17 protein-coding genes, 1 tRNA gene and 1 pseudogene are annotated in these 20,064 nt (G+C 57.9%); 16 read left to right on the top strand and 3 right to left on the bottom strand.

All coding sequences use genetic code 11. The features are described 5' to 3' along the window. Positions 1-60 precede the first annotated feature (60 nt). The 3 genes and pseudogenes from ACR3FC_RS13640 to ACR3FC_RS13630 all read left to right on the top strand — a co-directional run. Entirely contained in the window at positions 61-1,065 is a 1,005-nt protein-coding gene (locus tag ACR3FC_RS13640; protein ID WP_480475675.1) for an ABC transporter substrate-binding protein, read from the top strand. Further along, positions 1,062-2,111 carry a FecCD family ABC transporter permease gene (locus ACR3FC_RS13635; RefSeq protein WP_480475673.1) on the top strand — a complete coding sequence of 350 codons (1,050 nt, stop codon included), beginning with the start codon at positions 1,062-1,064 and terminating at the stop codon, positions 2,109-2,111. The genes ACR3FC_RS13640 and ACR3FC_RS13635 overlap by 4 nt, the downstream gene beginning before the upstream one ends. Then, positions 2,108-2,617: pseudogene (locus tag ACR3FC_RS13630) on the top strand (ABC transporter ATP-binding protein); the annotation flags it as partial. The gene ACR3FC_RS13635 and the pseudogene ACR3FC_RS13630, both read left to right, overlap by 4 nt. 891 nt (positions 2,618-3,508) lie before the next feature. Here the strand turns inward: ACR3FC_RS13630 and ACR3FC_RS13625 are convergent. Beyond that, positions 3,509-4,459, bottom strand: coding sequence for a GlxA family transcriptional regulator (locus tag ACR3FC_RS13625; RefSeq protein ID WP_480475671.1), 951 nt, complete (start codon positions 4,457-4,459; stop codon positions 3,509-3,511). A gap of 166 nt (positions 4,460-4,625) precedes the next feature. On the opposite strand from ACR3FC_RS13625, the gene ACR3FC_RS13620 reads away from it, so the two are divergent. Genes ACR3FC_RS13620 through ACR3FC_RS13605 form a run of 4 tightly spaced genes read left to right on the top strand, consistent with a single transcriptional unit; the run spans position 4,626 to position 9,100 of the window. Further along, positions 4,626-5,336 (top strand): GntR family transcriptional regulator, encoded by a 711-nt coding sequence (locus ACR3FC_RS13620; RefSeq protein WP_480475669.1) that lies wholly within the window; start codon positions 4,626-4,628, stop codon positions 5,334-5,336. A 7-nt stretch (positions 5,337-5,343) separates the two neighbouring features. Then, the gene (locus ACR3FC_RS13615) at positions 5,344-6,261 is read left to right on the top strand and encodes a dihydrodipicolinate synthase family protein (protein WP_480475667.1); all 918 of its coding nucleotides are present in this window, start codon (positions 5,344-5,346) and stop codon (positions 6,259-6,261) included. Positions 6,262-6,266: 5 nt separating this feature from the next. Further along, on the top strand, positions 6,267-7,763 hold the full coding sequence (locus ACR3FC_RS13610) for an aldehyde dehydrogenase (RefSeq protein WP_480475664.1): 1,497 nt from the start codon (positions 6,267-6,269) through the stop codon (positions 7,761-7,763). Continuing rightward, positions 7,760-9,100, top strand: coding sequence for an NAD(P)/FAD-dependent oxidoreductase (locus ACR3FC_RS13605; protein WP_480475662.1), 1,341 nt, complete (start codon positions 7,760-7,762; stop codon positions 9,098-9,100). Before ACR3FC_RS13610 ends, ACR3FC_RS13605 begins: the two co-directional genes overlap by 4 nt. Before the next feature lie 9 nt (positions 9,101-9,109). Here the strand turns inward: ACR3FC_RS13605 and ACR3FC_RS13600 are convergent, their stop codons facing one another. Beyond that, positions 9,110-10,798 carry a trimethylamine methyltransferase family protein gene (locus ACR3FC_RS13600; RefSeq protein WP_480475660.1) on the bottom strand — a complete coding sequence of 563 codons (1,689 nt, stop codon included), beginning with the start codon at positions 10,796-10,798 and terminating at the stop codon, positions 9,110-9,112. A gap of 87 nt (positions 10,799-10,885) precedes the next feature. On the opposite strand from ACR3FC_RS13600, the gene ACR3FC_RS13595 reads away from it, so the two are divergent. From ACR3FC_RS13595 to ACR3FC_RS13585, 3 genes are all read left to right on the top strand, one after another. Continuing rightward, the gene (locus tag ACR3FC_RS13595; RefSeq protein ID WP_480475658.1) at positions 10,886-12,352 is read left to right on the top strand and encodes a flavin-containing monooxygenase; all 1,467 of its coding nucleotides are present in this window, start codon (positions 10,886-10,888) and stop codon (positions 12,350-12,352) included. Further along, positions 12,353-13,354, top strand: coding sequence for an alpha/beta fold hydrolase (locus ACR3FC_RS13590; RefSeq protein ID WP_480475656.1), 1,002 nt, complete (start codon positions 12,353-12,355; stop codon positions 13,352-13,354). 55 nt (positions 13,355-13,409) lie between these two features. Further along, a tRNA-Met gene (locus ACR3FC_RS13585) sits at positions 13,410-13,486 on the top strand. Positions 13,487-13,544: 58 nt separating this feature from the next. Here ACR3FC_RS13585 and ACR3FC_RS13580 read toward each other — a convergent pair. Further along, a complete protein-coding gene (locus ACR3FC_RS13580) occupies positions 13,545-14,102 on the bottom strand; it encodes a ZrgA family zinc uptake protein (RefSeq protein WP_480475654.1) in 558 nt (185 codons plus the stop codon). A gap of 248 nt (positions 14,103-14,350) precedes the next feature. Here ACR3FC_RS13580 and ACR3FC_RS13575 point away from each other — a divergent pair, with 248 nt between their 5' ends. The 6 genes from ACR3FC_RS13575 (at position 14,351) to ACR3FC_RS13550 (ending at position 20,052) form a co-directional block, all read left to right on the top strand. Next, complete coding sequence (locus ACR3FC_RS13575; protein WP_480475652.1) at positions 14,351-15,622, top strand: imelysin family protein; 1,272 nt, start codon at positions 14,351-14,353, stop codon at positions 15,620-15,622. Between the two features lie 93 nt (positions 15,623-15,715). Next, positions 15,716-16,009 (top strand): (2Fe-2S)-binding protein, encoded by a 294-nt coding sequence (locus ACR3FC_RS13570; protein ID WP_480476910.1) that lies wholly within the window; start codon positions 15,716-15,718, stop codon positions 16,007-16,009. After that, positions 15,957-16,442: a bacterioferritin gene (gene bfr, locus ACR3FC_RS13565; RefSeq protein ID WP_480475650.1), complete on the top strand. Its 486-nt coding sequence runs from the start codon at positions 15,957-15,959 to the stop codon at positions 16,440-16,442. Before ACR3FC_RS13570 ends, bfr begins: the two co-directional genes overlap by 53 nt. Positions 16,443-16,458: 16 nt before the next feature. Further along, positions 16,459-17,949, top strand: coding sequence for a di-heme oxidoreductase family protein (locus ACR3FC_RS13560; protein WP_480476908.1), 1,491 nt, complete (start codon positions 16,459-16,461; stop codon positions 17,947-17,949). 3 nt (positions 17,950-17,952) lie between these two features. Further along, positions 17,953-18,963, top strand: a complete 1,011-nt coding sequence (locus ACR3FC_RS13555) for an imelysin family protein (RefSeq protein WP_480475648.1) — start codon at positions 17,953-17,955, stop codon at positions 18,961-18,963. A gap of 3 nt (positions 18,964-18,966) precedes the next feature. Then, complete coding sequence (locus tag ACR3FC_RS13550) at positions 18,967-20,052, top strand: DUF1513 domain-containing protein (protein WP_480475646.1); 1,086 nt, start codon at positions 18,967-18,969, stop codon at positions 20,050-20,052. Positions 20,053-20,064: the final 12 nt, after the last annotated feature.

The raw sequence follows: 20,064 nt of genomic DNA, 5'->3' as shown, positions 1-20,064 counted from the left end.
TGCTTCGGTAAATGCCCATTCACCCGTTCTCTGGTCATTGACACATGGAGATCGATTGTCATGTTTCTACGCACTGGCCTGATTGGCCTTTCCTTGCTGGCTACCAGCGCTGCCGCCGAAGGAAACTTTCCCTTAACCATCGAAAACTGCGGTCACTCGGTCACGTTTGACGCGCCAGTGACGTCGTCAGTCACGGTCGGCCAAGCCGCGACCGAGGTGCTTTATGCGCTGGGTCTGAGTGAGCAGGTTCTTGGAACCTCGGTCTGGTTCAACGAGGTGCTGCCTGAATATGCCGAGGTGAATGCCAAGGTAGAGCGTCTGGCAGACAATGATCCCAGCTTTGAAAGCGTTGTTGCCAAGCGGCCGGGACTGGTCGCAGCGCAATATGAATGGCATGTCGGACCCGAGGGCATCGTCGCCACGCGTGAGCAATTTCACGAACTGGGTATTCCAACTTACGTGATGCCTGCGGATTGCGTCGGCAAAGACAATACGGTCGGCGGCGATGGCACCCGCCTGCAAGCGTTCTCGACCGATACGCTGTATCAGGGTATCGAAGAACTGGCGGCAGCCTTTGATGTGTCCGAACGCGGCACGGACCTGGTTGCCGAGTACAAGGCCCGTGAAGCCGCAGCCGTCGCCAAGGCGCAAGCCGTGAAGCTGGACGATGTGTCCGCCGTATTCTGGTTTTCCTCTCCTGAAATGGAAAGCGATCCGTTTGTGGCCGGGCAGAAGGGCGCACCGGGATACATGATGAGCACATTGGGCATCCGCAACGTCGTCGAGACGGATGAAGAATGGCCAACAGTGGGCTGGGAAACCATTGCCAAGGCCAATCCGACGGTGATCGTGATTGCCAAGATGGACCGCCGTCGCTTTGCTGCGGACGACTACCTGAAAAAGCTGGAGTTCCTGCGCGCTGATCCGGTGACCAGCCAGATGGATGCGGTCAAGAATGACCGGATTGTCGTTATGGATGCGCAGGCCATGGACGCCACCATCCGCGCAATCCCGGCACTGGAGGATCTGGCCGAGAAGCTGGATACCATCGGAAACAACTTGTGAACGAGGTCGCCGCAATCTTTCGGCAGGGTTTCAAGGCCGCGTGCCTAACTGTGCCACTGTTGATTGCGGCGGTCCTTGCGGGCGCGATGATCGGGGAAACCTCGTTGTCGCCCGATTTGGTTCTCTCCGTTCTGGTCAACAAGCTGGCCGGAGCGGACCTGCCCGTCGACCCAATTGATCAGGGTATTATCTGGAGCTACCGGATTCCTCGCGCTCTGGTCGCTGCGTCCTGCGGTGCCGGTCTGGCTGTCGCAGGGGTCGTGTTGCAGGCATTGCTGCGAAACCCGTTGGCTGACCCTTATATTTTGGGCATTTCTGCCGGGGCCTCGACGGGTGCCGTGGCTGTTACCATCGCTGGTTTGGGCGGGGGAGCTTTGTCGCTGTCTTTTGGCGCGTTCAATGGCGCGCTTTTGGCTTTCGGTTTTGTCGCGTTGCTGGCCCGAGCCTCCGGCGCAGGCGGCGGGCGGGCTGCGACGGCGAAAATCGTTTTGGCGGGAATTGCCGGGTCTCAGTTGTTCAATGCGCTAACGGCCTTCATCATCGCCAAATCCGCCAATGCCGATCAGGCGCGCGGGATCATGTTCTGGCTGATGGGAAACCTCAGCGGCGTGCGCTGGCCGGATGTATATCTGGCCATTCCGGTGGCCCTTGCCGGCTGGCTTATTTGCCGCTTTCACGCCAGAGCTTTGGACGCATTTATTTTCGGCACTGATTCAGCGGCCTCGCTGGGCATATCGGTACGTCGGGTGCAGGCAACCCTGATCTTTGCGACCGCGCTCACGACAGCTGTCATGGTTTCTATCGTCGGATCCATTGGCTTTGTCGGGCTGGTCATCCCTCATGCTGCCCGGTTCCTTGTGGGACCGGGGCATCGCAGGCTTATCCCAACCTCCGCCTTGATCGGAGCGGTCTTCCTGATCGGCGCAGATATCGTGTCGCGCATCATCATCCCGGGTCAGGTTCTGCCGATTGGGGTGGTCACCGCTCTGATCGGTGCGCCTGCCTTTGCCGTAATTTTGGTGCGCGGCCAGAGGAGCGCCCGATGAAGATCGAGGCGCAAAACCTGACATATTCCGTTCGCGGCAAGACTTTGCTGTCAGACGTATCCTTTGTCGTGGAGCCCGGCGAAACACTTGCTTTGGTCGGACCTAACGGTTCGGGAAAATCAACGCTGATGCGCCTGCTGGCGGGGTTGGTACGTCCGGTTTCAGGAAAAGTCGTCATAGCGGGTCATCCCGTTTCGCATTTGTCGCGCAGACAAATTGCCCAACGGATTGCCATCGTTGAACAACAGGCTGATACGGCCGAACGCGTGACTGCACGATCCGTGGTCGAACTGGGCCGCACGCCCTGGCTGTCGGCCTTACGGCCGTGGCGCGCCGAGGACACCTGGCAAGTCGACAAAGCCCTGCAAACCGTGGAAATGGCCGATATGGCACACAGAGAATGGGCGACATTGTCGGGAGGAGAGCGCCAGCGACTGCACATCGCACGCGCTTTGGCTCAGCAACCGGGACTCTTGCTTTTGGACGAACCGACCAACCATCTGGACATTCATCACCAACTGTCGATCCTGAACTGTGTTCGAATTCTAAAAGTGACGACAGTGATGGCGCTGCACGATCTGAATCAGGCGATGGCCTGTGACCGGGTGGCTGTTTTGTCAAAAGGGCGGCTGGTCTCTCTTGGCCCGCCCGAACATGCCCTGTCTTTGGAAACCGTTTCAGAAGTTTTCGGTGTCAAAGCACAGTGGGGGTATAGTGCCGGCGGGACAGAACGATTTCTGTCCTATCATCTGGACTGACGGATTCCGATCGCTTCTGGTCGTACAGGATATCAGTGTCGTCAGCGCAGCATGTCAGATACGTACAATCTACGGCCTCAAAGCCATATTCCAACGGCGCGCAATCTTGACTTGGGTTTCCTCACAACCCGTCAAGTTGCCCGTCGAATGCTGTCTTGATTCTGACCTGGATTGGATTCGTTCGTATTTTTGCCTTCAAAGATGATCAGCAGGCGCGTTGTCCGAGCGTGGGTCGACCAAACCTCAATGATATGTTCACTACTTGTTTTGAACCGTGAAACAGATTCCTTTTGGAAACCTCTGAGGCCTGACACAAATCACGACACGCCATCAGGTTGAACAGATTGCGGCGACCGCATGTCGATATTGCAGATTACCCACAATCAAAGCCTCAATCTGAGCCTTAAATTAACGGTAGATTAACGAAACAGGGCACAACAAATCTCTGGATGACAAGTTCTTGATATACTTATGCCTATATCGAGATTTATTGGTGGGTAATCCTGCCGGTCTGTTGACTAGTCCAGTTTTTAACGAGGGGGTATCCCGGCAGGATCAGGGGGTGCCAGATCAGGCCAGTTCGAGGCCAACAGATCGCGGCACCCCCGCCGGTAAGCGCGAACCAGCAACCCATATTTCTCAGTTGATCTTGTTGCGTTGTGCGTGCGGCGTGATGCCGAAACTGGATCTGTATACCCTAGAGAAATGACCCGGATTTTCGAAGCCGCAGGCCACGGCGACTTCGGTAACCGACGCCTCGGTTTGCAAAAGCAGCTTCCGGGCCCGTTCCAGCCGCATTTCCATAAAGTACCTTTTAGGGGAAGTGTTTAGGTATTTGCCAAACAACCGTTCAAGTTGACGGGTGGAAATACCCAATTTGTCTGCAATGAAGGATGGGGAAACTGGGGTTTCCAGGCTGTCCTGCATAATGTCTATCGCCTTTGCCAGATGGGCATTGCGCATTCCATTGCGCGATTGCAGCGAAACGCGCTGATTGGCGGTCGCATTACGCACAGTGTTATAGACCATTTGATCCGCAACATCGGTGGCCAGCTCTTCGCCATGGTCGCGTTCAATCAGATGCAGCATCAAGTCTGCGGTCGCGGTCCCACCTGATGCGGTAATGTGTTTTTCGTCGGCGACAAAGACGCTGCGCACCAGATTGATATCCGGAAAGGCTTCCATGAACGCGTCGTGGTATTCCCAATGGATCGCCGCCTGCATACCGTTGAGGAACCCGGCCTCGGCCAGCAGCCACGCGCCGGAACACAATGCCCCGATCCGCGTTCCGCGCGCTCGTTCGCGCCGCAGTGTGGCCAGAAGGGAACGGGTCACGTGGTCACGCATGTGAATGCCCGACAAAACAAAGAGCTGATCGCACTTGGACAGTTCCTCAAGTCCGGAATGCACAAGGGTGACGGACCCATTGGAAGACACGGCCTGCTCGCCCTGTTCGGATACAAATGACCAGCGATACAGCTCTTCGCCACTTACAAGGTTGGCGATTCTCAGCGGCTCGACCGCACAGGAAAAGGCGAGGTGCGAAAACTCCTCGACCAGGATGAAGGCGAAGTGCTGCGTCTGAGGCATGAGCAGGACCATTTCCAAACTGGGCCGACGCCCGAACGTGAGTCTATTTTGCAGACATCCATGCTGCACGAGATTTTTTTGTATACAAGTTGTATTTTTTAGAAATACAAAACTGTGACCTCCGCGATTCGAACGCGGCGGCCACAGGACATAGTGAGGCCAAAGGATGAAAGACGAAGCCAAGTCGCGCAAAAATGCGCTCAGAGAACACCTGAAGATGTCCATCCTGACGCTGCGCCTTCGTCCAGGTGACGATCTGGATGAGGCGCATCTGTCCGATGAATTCGGCCTGTCGCGCACGCCTCTGCGCGAAGTGTTTCGTCAACTGGCTGGCGAAGGCTATCTGGATCTGCGAAAAAACCGCAGTGCCCGTGTTTCGGAAATGTCCTACACCACACTGCGCGATTTCTTCCTTGCCGCGCCGATGGTTTACGGGGCCATCCTGCGTCTGGCGGCAGTGAACGCGACTAACGCGCAAATCGAAGAACTGAAAGCGGCTCAGCAAGCATTCAAAGCTGCCCTTCGTTCAGGGTCGGCCGAAGATCGCGCACTTGCCAACAACCGTTTTCATGACGTGACCGGAGAGATGTCCGGCAATGTCTACCTGCTGCCGTCATTCAACCGGCTGCTGATCGATCATGCACGGATTGGCATGACATTCTACCGGCCACAGACAGTTGAAATGTCCGAAAACCTGTCGCTGGCCAGCCAACAGCATGACGCGATCATCGCAGCCATCGAGGCACGCGATGAAGCCGCGGCGGCGAAACTGGCCGAGGATCACTGGAACCTGTCCCGGGATCAGATCGGGATGTTCGTGATGCCTGACGCACTGGATGTCGCAATGGGTATCCCGCCACTTTCGAAACCCGCATGAGGACGGAATGAACCCGATTTTCAAGTTTGAAGGGATATATACCCCTGTGATCACCCCCTATCACGACGATGGTAGCGTGAACTGGGACGCCCTGTCCGACGTGATCGAATACCTGATCGAAAACGGTGTGCACGGCCTGATTTCCGGCGGATCCACGGGCGAGAATTATGCCCAGACCGTGGCGGAGCGGCTGGAACTGGCCAAATTCACGCATCAGCGCCTGAAAGGGCGGTTGCCCTTGGTGGTTGGCACGGGCGCGATGCTGACTTCGGACTCGATTGCGTTGGCCGCGGGCGCGCGCGACATCGGCGCGGATGCCATCCTGTTGGCAAGCCCGCCCTATTCGGTACCGACGGATCGCGAAAACGCGCTGAACGCGCTGGCCATCGACAAGGCCGCCGACCTGCCGGTGATGCTTTACAACTATCCGCACCGTACCGGCACAATGATGGGGGAAGAGTTCCTTGACCGCGTGGGTCGGAGCCGAAATTTCTGCGGCATCAAGGAAAGCTCGGGCGATATCAACCGGGTGCATCTGTTGGCGCGGGATTATCCGCATATCCAGCTGGGCTGTGGCATGGACGATCAGGCACTAGAGTTTTTCGCCTGGGGCGCACCATTCTGGGTTTGCGGCGGTTCGAACTTCCTGCCAGCGGAACATATGGCTCTATATCAGGCCTGCGTGATCGAAGGCAACTTTGCCAAAGGGCGCCGGATCATGTCTGCGATGATGCCGCTGATGCGGGTGCTGGAACAGGGTGGCAAGTTCATCCAGACCATCAAGCATGGCGTCACCATGAACGGGATCGACGCGGGTATCATGCGGCCTCCACTGAAGGGCCTGAACAAAGATGACAAGCGCGCGCTGGAACAGGTGACGCGCGTGCTGACGAAGACAATCGCTGACATCGTGGCTGAGGGGTGACAAACATGGATCTGCTGACACAGGACGAGTACAAATCCATCGCCGCAGGTCTGAACCTGCCGACAGGTGCCTTTATCGACGGCGCATTCCGTCCGTCGTTCTCGGGCCAGACCTTTGCGACAGAGAACCCTGCAACCGGTGAAAAGCTGACCGATATCGCATCCTGCGATGGGGCGGATGTGGATTTTGCGGTCGCGAAAGCTCGTGAGGCGTTTGACGATGGCCGCTGGAGCAAGCTGCATCCGTCTGATCGCAAGGATATATTGATCAGGTTGTGCAAGCTGATAACCCGCAACGCCCGTGAACTGGCCGTGATGGAGAGCATCGACAGCGGCAAGACGATCTTTGACTGCGAAACTGTTGATGTGCCCGAGACGATCCACTGCCTGAAGTGGCACGCCGAGGCGATTGACAAAATTTACGATCAGGTTTCGCCCGCCGGCGACGATCACATCGCTATGGTGGTGCGCGAGCCAATCGGCGTCGTCGGTCTGGTGCTGCCGTGGAACTTTCCGCTGCTGATGCTGGCATGGAAGATAGGGCCAGCACTGGCGGCAGGCTGTTCTGTTGTTGTGAAACCGGCGATTGAAACCACTTTGACGGCCCTGCGCCTTGCTGAATTGGCGATGGAGGCAGGTTTGCCACGCGGAGTATTGAACATCGTTCCCGGTGGCGGGGCCGAGGTGGGCGAACCCATTGGGCGGCACATGGATATCGACATGGTATCCTTCACAGGCTCAACCGTGACCGGCAAACGCTTTCTGACCTATTCGGCGGAAAGCAACGCCAAAGAGGTGGTCTTGGAGATGGGCGGCAAGAACCCAGCCATCGTGATGGACGATGCCGAAAACCTCGACAGGGTGGCGGCGCATATCGTCAATGGCGCATTCTGGAACATGGGTGAAAACTGCTCGGCCTCGTCACGCCTGATCGTACATAAGAAAGTGAAGGCCGAGTTGCTGGAGCGCATCGCGCATCACGCCAAACAATGGAACACCGGCGACCCGCTCGACCCCGAAACCCGCATGGGCGCACTGGTGAGCGAAGATCACTACACCAAGGTTTGTGGCTATCTGGATCAGGCCGAGAACGTGGTGATCGGTGGCAAAGCAGACAACGGGTTTGTCGAGGCCACCGTGGTCGAAGTGCCCGGCAACGACGCTGCATTGGCGCGCGAGGAAATCTTTGGCCCTGTCTTGTCGGTAATTGAAGTCTCGGGCTTCGATGAAGCGATCCAGATCGCGAACGACACCGACTATGGCTTATGCGCCTCGATCTTCACGGCCAATGTCAAACGCGCCATTCGAGGTGCGCGGATGATCCGCGCAGGCACCGTGACAGTGAACAGCTTCGGCGAAGGTGACATCACGACACCCTTCGGTGGTTACAAGCAATCGGGCTTTGGGGGTCGTGATAACTCGATACACGCGCATGATCAGTACACCCAGTTGAAAACCATCTGGATCGATCTGGCCGATGACGCGGATGAGGCCGTCGGTTGAGCCGACATGACGCCAAAAGGCTACCCCGGCAGACAGGTCCGTCGGGATGGAACGCGATTCTGCCGCCTCAAACACCTCTGGCGGTGCTGGAACGGAACCTTACCGCGGATATCACAATAGTTGGCGGCGGGTTTGCCGGGCTCAGCGCGGCACGGCGGCTGCATCAATTGGATTCTTCGCTGAAAATCGTTTTGCTGGAAGCCGATCGCTTCGCGGAGAGCTCGGCAGGCCGGAATTCGGGGTTCATGATCGACTTGCCCCATGATTTGGCCTCGGATAACTACGCGGGCAAGGGATCAGAGGCAGATCGCGCCACCATTGCGCTGAACCGCAAGGCCATTGCCTTTGCGACCGAAGTGGCCTCCGATTGCGGGCTGCCACAGGAAATGTTCGACCCTTGCGGCAAATACAATGCCGCCGCCACCAAAGCGGGCGACGCGCACAACCGCGCCTTTGCCGCGCACCTGACCAAACTGGGCGAGCCGCATACGCTTTATGATCAGCAGCAGATGCAAGAGATCACAGGCAGCCCGCACTATACCTCGGGGCTTTATGCGCCGGGGACAGTGATGATCCAGCCTGCGGCATATGTGCGGGCGCTGTCTGCCCGTCTGGCCGGGCAGATCAATGTATTCGAGCATTCACCCGTCATCCGTATTGAACAACAAGGCGCAGGCTGGGTGCTCAGCACCAACAAGGCCAAGGTCAGCACCGGGCGGATCATTCTGGCCAATAACGGTCATCTGGAAAGCTTTGGGTTCTACCAGCGGCAGTTGATGCATATTTGCCTCTATGCCTCGCTCACAGCGCCGCTGACCGACGCGCAGATCAAGACAATGGGCGGGCAGTCGCGATGGTCCGTGACGCCTGCGAACCCATTGGGGACGTCGGTACGGCGTATCTCGGGAAGCTATGGGGATCGCATCCTGATTCGCACCTGCTCAAGCTTTCATCCAACAATCGAGACCAGTCCAATGAGGCTGCGCAATGCAGGCTGGGTGCATGACAGAAAGTTCAGGGAACGCTTCCCGCATCTGCCGGATGTGCAGATGGAACATCGCTGGGCCGGGATGCTTTGCCTCAGCCGCAATGGATCAGCCGCGTTCGGTGAGCTTGAGGACGGTGTCTACTCTGCCTGTTGCCAGAACGGTCTGGGCATCGCACGGGGAACACTGCAAGGCATGGGCATCGCTGAACTGGTGCTGGACCGTCGGTCTGTCATCGCCGATCATTTTCTGGCGCAGCCGGACTTGCCGAGTTTGCCGCCCGAGCCATTCGCCTCGCTTGCCGCCAACAGTTATCTGATCTGGAAAGAGTGGCGATCCGGCAAAGAATGAACTTGTCCGTCAAGAAGTCTGGTTCAACTCATCCGCGGCCGGAATTTCCCTCTCGCGGCGGGCGATATAGTCCAGAAGGGCGTCGTTCTTGGCCTCATCCAGCTTGGGTTCCTGATACTCAGCCAAAAGCTTCCTCGCGTAGATCAGGGCGCGTTCGGTGATTTCAACTTCGCCTTCCGCCACCCATTGTTCGATCGAGTTGTTGTCAAACAGTTCGGGCATGAAAAAAGCCGTCTGAAAATTCTCCTGGGTGTGCGGATGCCCCAAATAGTGCCCGCCGGGACCCACATCCGGAATTGCGGCCAAGGCTTCGTCAAAATCATGCCATTTAGGCCCCTCCGCCATCCGATAGGCCATCGCGCATTGTTCCGCGTCCACAACAAACTTGGCGACCGAACAATGCATCCCCGCCTCGTTCCAGCCTGCCGAATGCCAGATGTAGTGGGCCCCTGCATGCAGAACAGCGCCCAGAGTTGTCGCGGATTCGTACCCGGCCTGCGCGTCAAACGTCTTGGCCCCGCCCAGCGTGTTCGAGGTGCGCCATGGCACATCGTAAAAGCGCGCCATCTGACCAATCATGAAATTCATCAGACTGATTTCAGGCGTCCCTGCCATCGGCGCACCGGATTTCATCGAAACGGTTGACAGATAGTGCCCCCAAATCGCCGGACAGCCCTTGCGGATCACCTGCGTATAAGCCAGCGCCGAAAGCGCCTCAGCGGTCAGCTGTGCCACGGTTGCGGGTACCGATGCGGGCGTATTGGCACCGCCCAGAACGAAGGGCGAGCACAAAACCGGCTGATTCCGGCGGCAGAAGGCGCGCATTGCACCCAGCATGGTTTCATCCCAGACCAGCGGGCTGTTGCCATTGCAGTTGCCCGTTGTAACCGGGTGGTCATCAATGAACCCTTGGCCGAAAAGGATATCGCACATGTCCATCACGTCTTCGGCATTCCGGGGCGAGGTGGTCATGCCCATGAACGTTTTGTCCGAGTATTTCATCGACGAATAAGTGATGCGCAGGTGCCGCTGGCTGATCGGGTGATCGTAAGGTTCGACGATATGATGGGCCGAACTGTGCAGTGCGGGCATCATGTGCGACAGTTTATGAAACATCGCCAGATCGTCCAGCGTCGGGTTCCGGCGCACGTCGTCAAGATCACGCAGAAACGGCGCGCCGGTCATCGGCACGAAGATCGAGTGCTTGCCGCCGAGAGCGAGGTTCTTTTGCGGATCGCGTGCGTGATAGGTGAATTGCGCCGGAATGGTCGCGATCAGCTCACGCACCATGTTGCGGTCCAGAAAGACCAGCTCTCCGTCAACCTTCGCGCCCGTTTTCTTCCAGTCTTCCACTGCGGTCGGGTCGCGAAACTGGACACCAACGTTCTCCAGAATATTCATGGCGGCCTTGTCGATAAGCTCAACCTGGCTTCCGTTCATAACTTCGCAATGCGGGATGCCGCGGGTCAAACCCGGCAGCATGTCGAAGTTCGGCGCGGTGCGAAGAGCGCGGCGCGCGGAACGCCCACCGGCACGTGCAAGAGTACGGGTCGACAAGGGGCAATCCTCCTGTTTTGAATCAGACTGACGGAAATACGCCGCGTTCACCTCTCCGATTGCGATATGTGTTTGCAGGAAGCGACACCGCCCTGATGACGGTTTTTCGCCGCGCCTGTTCACGTAAGGTCGTTCAGTCATTTTATCTTGTGTGACCTACTTCACTGCCAATCACGTGCAGACATCTGCAACAGATATCCATAAAGTTGTTTCAGGAGGGGCGCTTCAATGCACCACGCGACAGAGATGCTGATCATCGGTGCCGGGTTCTCAGGGCTGACGATGGCGCTTGAGGCACGCAAACACGGCATCAAAGATATCGCCATTCTGGAAAAGGCCGAAGATATCGGTGGCACGTGGCGCGAGAACACCTATCCTGGCGTCGCCTGCGATGTGCCTTCACATCTGTATTCCATGGCGACCCACCCTAATCCGTACTGGAGTCGCGCCTATGCCGGTGGCGCAGAGATACAGGAATATCTGCAAAATGTCGCGCATCAGGAAGGATTGTATAATCTTTGCCATTTTGGGCAGGAGTTGAAATCGGCGAGATGGGATGGCACGCATTGGCAGGTTGAAACCACGGATGGCCAGATCTGGTCAGCCAAGTTTCTGGTCTCGGCCATTGGCGCGCTGCATCATCCCAGCATTCCGGATATTCCCGGCACCGACAGCTTTCCCGGCCCCTGTTTTCATTCGGCCAAATGGGATCACACCGTCGATCTGACCGGAAAGCATGTGGCAGTTGTCGGCACCGGGGCGTCAGCCGTTCAGTTCGTGCCAGAGATTGCCAAGATTGCGCGCCACGTCACCGTTTTTCAGCGCAGCGCGCCTTACGTTATGCCGCGCCCTGACGGCCCGATCGCGCCATGGGTGCGCAAACTTTATGCCTACCTTCCCCTGCTTCCCCGCATCCGGCGCAAACTGATTTTCATGTTCTTCGAGTTCCGTCACCGCGTGTTCAGGGGCGAGGAACGCGCGATGAACTTTGCCCTAAAAATGTGGCGCAAGTCACTGGAAGGCGCGATTGCCGACCCAGAAGAACGGCGCATTCTGACCCCGGACTATCGAATTGGGTGCAAACGCATTCTCAGTTCAAATGACTGGTACCCGGCGCTGGCCCGCGACAATGTCAGCGTCATTCCGCACGGCGTAGCCAGTATCGATGGCAACAGCATCCTCGCGTCAGATGGCACCAGGGCAGAGGCAGACGCGCTGATCTGGGGCACCGGGTTTCAGGTCACCAATGTCGTAGAGAGGTTGAATATTACTGGCACAGATGGGCTAACGCTGCGGTCGGCCTGGACAAACGGGATGTCTGCTCATCTGGGCACAGCGATAGCCGGTTTTCCCAACTTTTTTATCCTTCTGGGGCCTCACACCGGATTGGGGCACAATTCGGTTGTGTTGATGATCGAAGCTCAGGTCGGGCATATCGGCCGGGTTCTGAGCGAGATGCAGCACAAGGAACTGTCGGTGATCGCCCCCGATGCGGCGAAACAGGCGGCCTTTACACGGGAAATGCAGGACCGCCACGCGGACAGTGTCTGGCAGACCGGAGGCTGCACATCCTGGTACATTGATGCGGACGGGCAAAACACGACGCTTTGGCCCGGAACAGTTGCCGAGTTTCAGAAACGCATGTCACAATCGGGATTGGAGCAATACATCCCTATTAGGACCGGAGACAGCTAGATGACAGTTTTTCTTAGCCTGGTTGCGGCCTTTGCCGTCTTTCTTCTGGCCATGGCCCTGTGGACCCGGCGTATAACCCGTCAGGGGCTAAAAACCGTGCCGCAGATGGGCCAGATCGTGCCCGTGCAGGGCGGCAGCATCCACTATGTGGAAAAGGGCAATCCGGACGCGCAGACGGTTATCCTGATTCATGGTCTGGCTGGGCAGTTACAGCATTTTACCTTCGCGTTGGCAGATCAACTGGCCGAGGATTTCCACGTCATCGCGCTGGATCGCCCCGGTTGCGGATATTCAACCCGGGATACGGCAGAACTCGCACAATTGCCGCAGCAGGCCGCGATGATAGCTGAGTTTCTTGAAACCAAGGGTGTGGATCAGGTTGTGCTGGTGGGGCATTCTCTGGGCGGTGCGGTGTCGCTGGCGCTGGCTTTAGACCACCCCGAGCGGGTATCCGGCCTCGCTCTGCTGGCGCCACTGACGCACAGGCTGCCTGAAACACCGGTGATCTTCAAACCGCTCGAGATCCGGACCAAATGGCTGCGCAGCCTGATTGCCAACACGATTGCGGTTCCCATGGCCTCTAAAACAGCACCGCACAGTCTGGGTGTGGCATTTGACCCTGAAACCCCTCCAAATGACTTTCTGGACCGTGCTGGTGGTGCGCTAGGGCTGCGCCCGTCGGCCTTTGTCACGGCCTCGCAGGACGTTATCGGGTTGGATGCCAGCTGCGATGCGCTGGTGGCCAGATACCCCGAGCTGTCGGTCCCCGGCGGGATATTGTATGGCCGCCAGGACGCGCTTCTGTCGCCTGCCCTTCACGGACCGCCGATGGCCAAATATGGTATGAGCTATGAAGAGCTTGACGGTCTGGGTCATATGATCCTGATCACAGAACCGGAGATATGCGCCGCGTTTATCCGCAGGATGGCGGACGCCACGATATTCCGTCAGACGCCCTTGCAGGACCCGGTGACAGAGCCCGTGAAAGAATTCCCCGGTTAGGGCGATTTCCCTCTTGACCCTCCCCGGCCCCTCGCTTACATCGCCTCTCACTCACGGCGGAGTAGCTCAGTTGGTTAGAGCAGCGGAATCATAATCCGCGTGTCGGGGGTTCAAGTCCCTCCTCCGCTACCAAAATCCCCCGACCTTCGAACTAAAACATCACTTCTGGTTTCTCCTTGAATTTCAGCGCTCATCGATCCGGCCGAAGATCGAGATATGGTGCCGCGCGTGTAATTTCGACAGCGTCCTGTACCCCGCCCGTATTCAAGTGGATGTTCAGCTGGCCAGTCCCACTGAACCGCGCGAAATAGGCGAACTCGATCATGTTCAGCGCACCCATATCCTGACACTGAATGACATAGTCTGCCTGAAACTCCGAGTGACTCTCTGCCGTTGTGGAGCCTGTGACTGCGTTCGCCTCACCTTTCTGCTGTGTGATGCCGTATGTCAAAATCACATGGGCCGTCACCGTAGAGCACCCAGCTTCGGGCGGGGTTACGAACAGGTCTAGCGGGTCGGAAAGTTCTGACATTGCTATGGCCACACGCGTGCGGTTGTCATCGTTTTCAACCGGGGATTCAAACCCGACGATGTCCATGCTTGGCACCCTCAGCGCCAAGGCGAACCCGGTGTCCGAAAACACGATATTGATCTGGCCTGAACCATGGTGATGAGGCGTGGAAATCTGCGTTGCTTGCGCTGCAAGTGCCGCAGGAAACAGGAACAAGGCCAGAACCACGCGCTTCATGAACAACAAACCACCTAAAAAGAATCACTAGGATGATTTTAGCCCGAAACATGTACCGCACAATGTGATCCGCCGGATCAAGACCTCGTCAGATATGGGGAGGGTGACCACCGGGCCAGCAACTCCATTTCCCGATAAAAAAACTCAGATTGACAATGTTGACTTTTTAACTCAGTTATTTCAGCGAAAGCCGCCGCGGGAAAAAACCCGCCTGATCTGACAGTTCTGACAAGAAAGTAATGACCTCAATGACCAAGTTGTTTGCAACAGCCAGCGCTTTGACATTTGCGACAGCCACTTTTGCTTTTGCCGGGGATGTACCTGCAAAAGCGGATATTCTGGAAACCTATGCCGATATTGCCGAAGCCAAGTATGACGACAGCCTGATTGCGGCAAAGGCTTTGCGGGATGCAGTCGATGCGCTGATTGCCGAACCCTCGGGCGTGACTCTGACTGCGGCACGGGCAGCATGGGTTGCAGCGCGTGTGCCTTATCAACAGACCGAAGTTTATCGTTTTGGCAATGCAATCGTTGATGACTGGGAAGGCAAAGTAAACGGTTGGCCACTGGATGAAGGTCTGATTGACTACGTCGACGCGGCCTATGGTGGCGCGACGGATGAGAACGAATTTGCGGTTCTGAATGTCATCGCCAACCCCAGCTTCGAACTGTCGGGCGAAACCATTGACGCCAGCGAGATTACTCCGGAACTGCTGAGCGAAACCCTGCACGAAGCTGATGGTATCGAAGCCAATGTCGCGACCGGCTACCACGCTATCGAGTTCCTGCTGTGGGGTCAGGACATGAACGGCCACGGGGCCGGTGCAGGCAACCGTCCAGCCACTGATTATGCAAACGGCGATACCTGCACTGGTGGCAACTGCGACCGTCGTGCCCAGTATCTGAGCGCCGCAACCGACCTGCTGGTCAGCGATCTGACCTGGATGGCCGATCAGTGGAAACAAGGCGGCGCGGCGCGCACGGCGCTGATGGAAAATGAAACGGCGGGTGTCAGTGCGATCCTGACCGGTATGGGTTCACTGTCCTACGGTGAACAGGCGGGTGAGCGGATGCGTCTGGGCCTGATGCTGAACGACCCGGAAGAAGAGCATGATTGCTTTTCGGACAACACCCACAACAGCCATTACTACGATGGGCTGGGCGTTCAGAACGTCTATCTGGGCAGCTATACCCGCATCGATGGAACACCTGTATCGGGCGCATCACTGGCCGAATTGGTAAACGCAACAGACCCGGAACTGGACGCCGAGATGAAAGCGAAACTGGCCGTCACGATGCAAGCCCTTGGCAGGATCAAATCGACCGCGGAAGCAGGGTTTGCCTATGACCAAATGCTGGAACGCGGCAACGAAGGCGGTGAAACCCTGATCATGACCGGCGTCAACGGCCTGATCGACCAGACCAAGACAATCGAGCGCATCGTGACCGCACTGGAACTGGACCAGATTGAATTTGAAGGATCAGACAGTCTGGATAACCCCGACGCGGTATTCCACTAAACAAGAACGCGCGCCGGGGGCTTGCCTGCCCCCGATACACTCAACACGCTGACCCGCCAGCCCACTGAGCCACACAAACTCAAGCCAACATCCATGATTGTCTGCCACTGCACCAACATCTCGGACCACGACATCCGTGCCGCCATCGACTGGATGCGGACAGCCGACCCCCGAACCATCATCACCCCGGGCAAGGTTTACCGTGCTCTTGGAAAATCGGCGGATTGCGGCGGATGCATGCCTCTGTTTCTGGACACGATGCGGTCAAGCGATAATCTCGAAGTACCCATGCAACTCCGCGCCCTGCGCGCGGCAGTATCACAGGAGAGTGCAGATGAAGGGCGATCCAAAAGTCATCGAATATCTCAACAAATCTCTGCGGCATGAACTGACTGCTGTCAGCCAATACTGGCTGCACTACCGGTTGCAGGAAGACTGGGGACTTGGCCACATGGCCAAGAAAAGCCGCGAGGAAAGCATCGAAGAGATGGGCCACGCGGACATGCTAATCGAACGGATCATCTTTCTGGAAGGCCACCCCAACCTTCAGAAGCTAGACCCGCTTCGGATAGGTCAAACACCAAAGGAAACGCTGGAATGTGACCTTGCGGCCGAGATTGATGCACGGGCCTTGTACAAGGAAGCGCGCGAATACTGTCGGGATGCCGGCGACTATGTCTCGATGTCGCTGTTCGAGAAGTTGATGTCCGATGAAGAGGGTCATATCGACTTTCTCGAAACGCAGCTCGACCTCTATGAAAGGATCGGCGAAGCCAATTATGCGCAACTCAACGCATCGAAAATGGACGAAGGCGAATAGCTTTGTCGCCCTGTCGATGGTCGCCTTTGCGGCCACCCCTTCCCTGTCAGCCGAACTGGTGGATCTGCATCTGAACGTCACCCCCCGCACTGACGATGAACGCGCCCGGATTGCCGTTGTCACGGCGCCGCCCCAGGATTTCAGCGCACCGCAGCAATTTGAAGAACTGCCCGCCGGGGCCGCGACAGTTCGGGTTCGTACGGACGCGGATGCGTTCTCGCAACCCTCAGACAATTTGAGCTTTGAACAGGAGCTGAATTTCAAGGTCGGAAACGGGCTGTTCAAGAAGGTTTGGGTTTCGTCGCCCTCATCGACGCTCGCCTCTGACGGGTTGGGGCCGCTCTATAACGCGCGGTCATGCCAGCGCTGCCATATCAAGGATGGGCGCGGGCACACGCCAAACGGGCCCGATGACAACGCGGTTTCGATGTTCCTGCGGGTCTCGATCCCCGGCACGTCGGAAGATGGCTATGCAGCGATCGAAGAATACATCGCCACTGTGCCCGAGCCTACCTATGGTGGGCAGATGCAGGATTTCGCACTGGCAGGTCATCCAGCGGAATACCGGCTGGACATCTCGTACGAAGAAATCCCGGTAGCGCTTTCTGACGGTGAAACCGCCTCACTGCGCCGCCCGACTTATCAGGCAGCCGGTCTGGGTTATGGTCCGCTGCACCCGGACGCGATGCTAAGCCCACGGATCGCGCCGCAGATGATCGGGCTTGGCCTGTTGGAAGCGATCCCGGTCGAAGACCTGCTTGCCAGGGCCGACCCCGACGATTTGGATGGGGACGGCATATCGGGTCGCCCGAATATCGTCTGGTCGGTCGAGTTTGACACCCCAATGATGGGCCGGTTCGGTCACAAGGCGGGGATGCCGACAGTTATGGAACAATCGGCTGCTGCTTTTGCCGGGGATATCGGCATATCGAACCCGCTCTACCCTGCTCCGCACGGGGACTGCACCAATGTGCAGGTGAACTGCATCAAAGCCCCGCACGGCGACGATGATGAGCGCGGCTTTGAGATCGATCATCAGGGTATGGACCTGGTCGCTTTCTACAGCCGCAATCTGGGCGTGCCGGGTCGCCGCGACGTGGACAACCCCAAGGTTTTGCGCGGGAAAGAGGTGTTTCACACGACCGGCTGCGCGTCATGCCACACACCGTCACATGTCACCCATCGGATGGAAGACCGGCCCGAGCACAGTTTTCAGTTGATCTGGCCCTACACCGACCTGTTGCTGCATGACCTTGGCGAAGGTCTGGCCGACAATCGCCCCGAGGCCCGAGCGACAGGCCGGGAATGGCGCACGCCGCCTTTGTGGGGCGTTGGCCTGACCGAACGCGTCTCGGGCCACACGGAGTTTCTGCATGACGGGCGGGCGCGCACCTTGCTAGAGGCGATCCTGTGGCATGGCGGTGAAGCGCAGGCTGCCCGCGATACAGTAGTGTGGATGCCCAAAGCAGACCGTGACGCCCTGATCAAATTTCTGGAGAGCCTGTGACCCATGCGTTTTCTTACCCTTGTTGCAGTGTTGTTGATGCCACTTGCCTCGCAGGCACAGGATCGCGCACCGGTCCTGATGGATGTGACTGAAACGCATATCCTGCCCCGGTTCGACACCCTTCCGGAAACGACCGGCGCGCTTGTCAGCGCATCATTGGTGGTGTGCGACCCGACCTCACCGGCACTGCGCGAGGCTTATGATGCGGCTTTTGACAGCTGGATTTCAGCCAGCCACCTGAGGTTCGGTCCGACTGAGGTCGATGATCGCGCTTTCGCCATGGCTTTCTGGCCCGACACGAAAGGGTTCACATCCAAAACTCTGTCCCAGCACATCGAGGCTCAGGATGATGCCGTGCAAAGTCCGGACGCCTATGCCGAAACGTCAATCGCAGGGCGCGGGTTCTTTGCCCTCGAACGGATGTTGTTCGATCCCACCTTCGCGGAACAGGGCAATGCCGAATATCGCTGCGCGCTGATCAGGGCGATCACGGCGGACATAGATGCCAATGCCCGGGCGATAGCGCAGGACTGGCACAGCTATGCCCCTAGCCTTACCCTACCCGGAGAGAACAGCCGCTATCGGACGCAGGACGAAGCGATGCAGGAATTGTTCAAGGCCCTGTCTACCGGTCTTGAGTTCACGGCTGACACTCGGCTGGGTCGCCCCATGGGGACAATCAACCGCCCCCGTCCGAACCGGGCCGAAGCGTGGCGGTCCGGGCGGTCTTTACGCCATGTAGAACTGTCGCTGATATCCTTGCGAGATTTAGCCGCACGGCTGTCTTTTGATCACCCCGAAATCGCGTCGGAACTGGATGCAGCGTTTGCACGTGCCATTCAGAACGCTCAATCCATTGACGATCCCTCGCTGGCCGGGGTTTCAGATCCCCAGGCCCGGTTCCGGATCGAGGCGCTTCAACAGTCGATCCACGATATCCGCACCATCGCCGTGACCAAGCTGGGTCCGACATTGGGGATCAGCGCAGGATTCAACGCGCTGGACGGAGATTAACCCATGACGTCACGCCGTCATTTTCTTGCCGGTCTTGCCGCGACCACGATTTCCCCGGTCCGCGGGTGGGCCTCGGCCGGTTCGCCTGATTTTCTTGCCGCAGGGCTGTTTCCCGACGGGTCCTTTCGACTTGCCGGGTTGAGCACATTGGGCGCGATCGTGTTCTCCGTGCCTCTACCCGGACGCGGACATGCGGCCGCTGCCCACCCGCACAAAGCTCTGGCGGTCGCGTTTGCCAGGCGTCCGGGCACCTTTGCCATCGTCATCGATTGCGCAACCGGCGCGCAGATTGCGCAACTAAAGGCCCCTGAAAGCCGACACTTCTATGGCCACGGCACATTCTCGGCAGATGGCGAGTATTTTTATGCCACCGAGAACGACTACGAAGCCGGGACAGGTATTATCAGTGTCTGGGACGCAGAAAGCTTTTCGCGTCTGGGTGAGTTTTCATCGGGCGGAATAGGCCCGCACGACATGCGCCTGATGCCCGACGGGGAAACGCTGGTGATTGCCAATGGCGGGATCGAAACGCACCCCGAAACCGGGCGCACAAAGCTGAACCTGCCGACGATGGCACCCAACCTGAGCTATCTCACCCTGTCGGGCAGGATCCAAGAGCAGGTGTCGTTACCTGACGAGCTTCACAAGAACTCGATCCGCCATCTGGCGGTGCGGAGCGACGGTCTGGTTGGCTTTGCCATGCAATGGCAGGGCAGCAAGTCCGAACACCCGCCCCTGTTGGGCCTGCATCGTCAGGGCGAAGCCCCGCGCCTGCTTGCCGCGCCGGATCACGAACAAAGCATGTTGCAGGGATACGCTGGCAGCATCGCATTTTCAGCCGACGCCGAGACGATCGCAATCACCTGTCCGCGCGGCAATGCGCTGCACCAGTTTGACACAACCAGTGGCACATTCATCGGCGCCTTCGCGCTTGAGGATGTCTGTGGGCTTGGGGCCGGTGCGAACGGGTTGGTCTTTACCACGGGAACAGGCGCCTTCGGGACATTGACGGGCGCGCGCCCAGCTGTTCGAACCCGCGCCGAATGCCAATGGGACAATCATCTGATCCCGATCCACCCGTCCGCGTAAAATTCGGAATCC

This window comes from Ruegeria sp. AF3, assembly GCF_056536285.1.
Note: the sequence above shows the minus strand (reverse complement) of the source record. Positions and strands in the feature narration are given on the sequence as shown.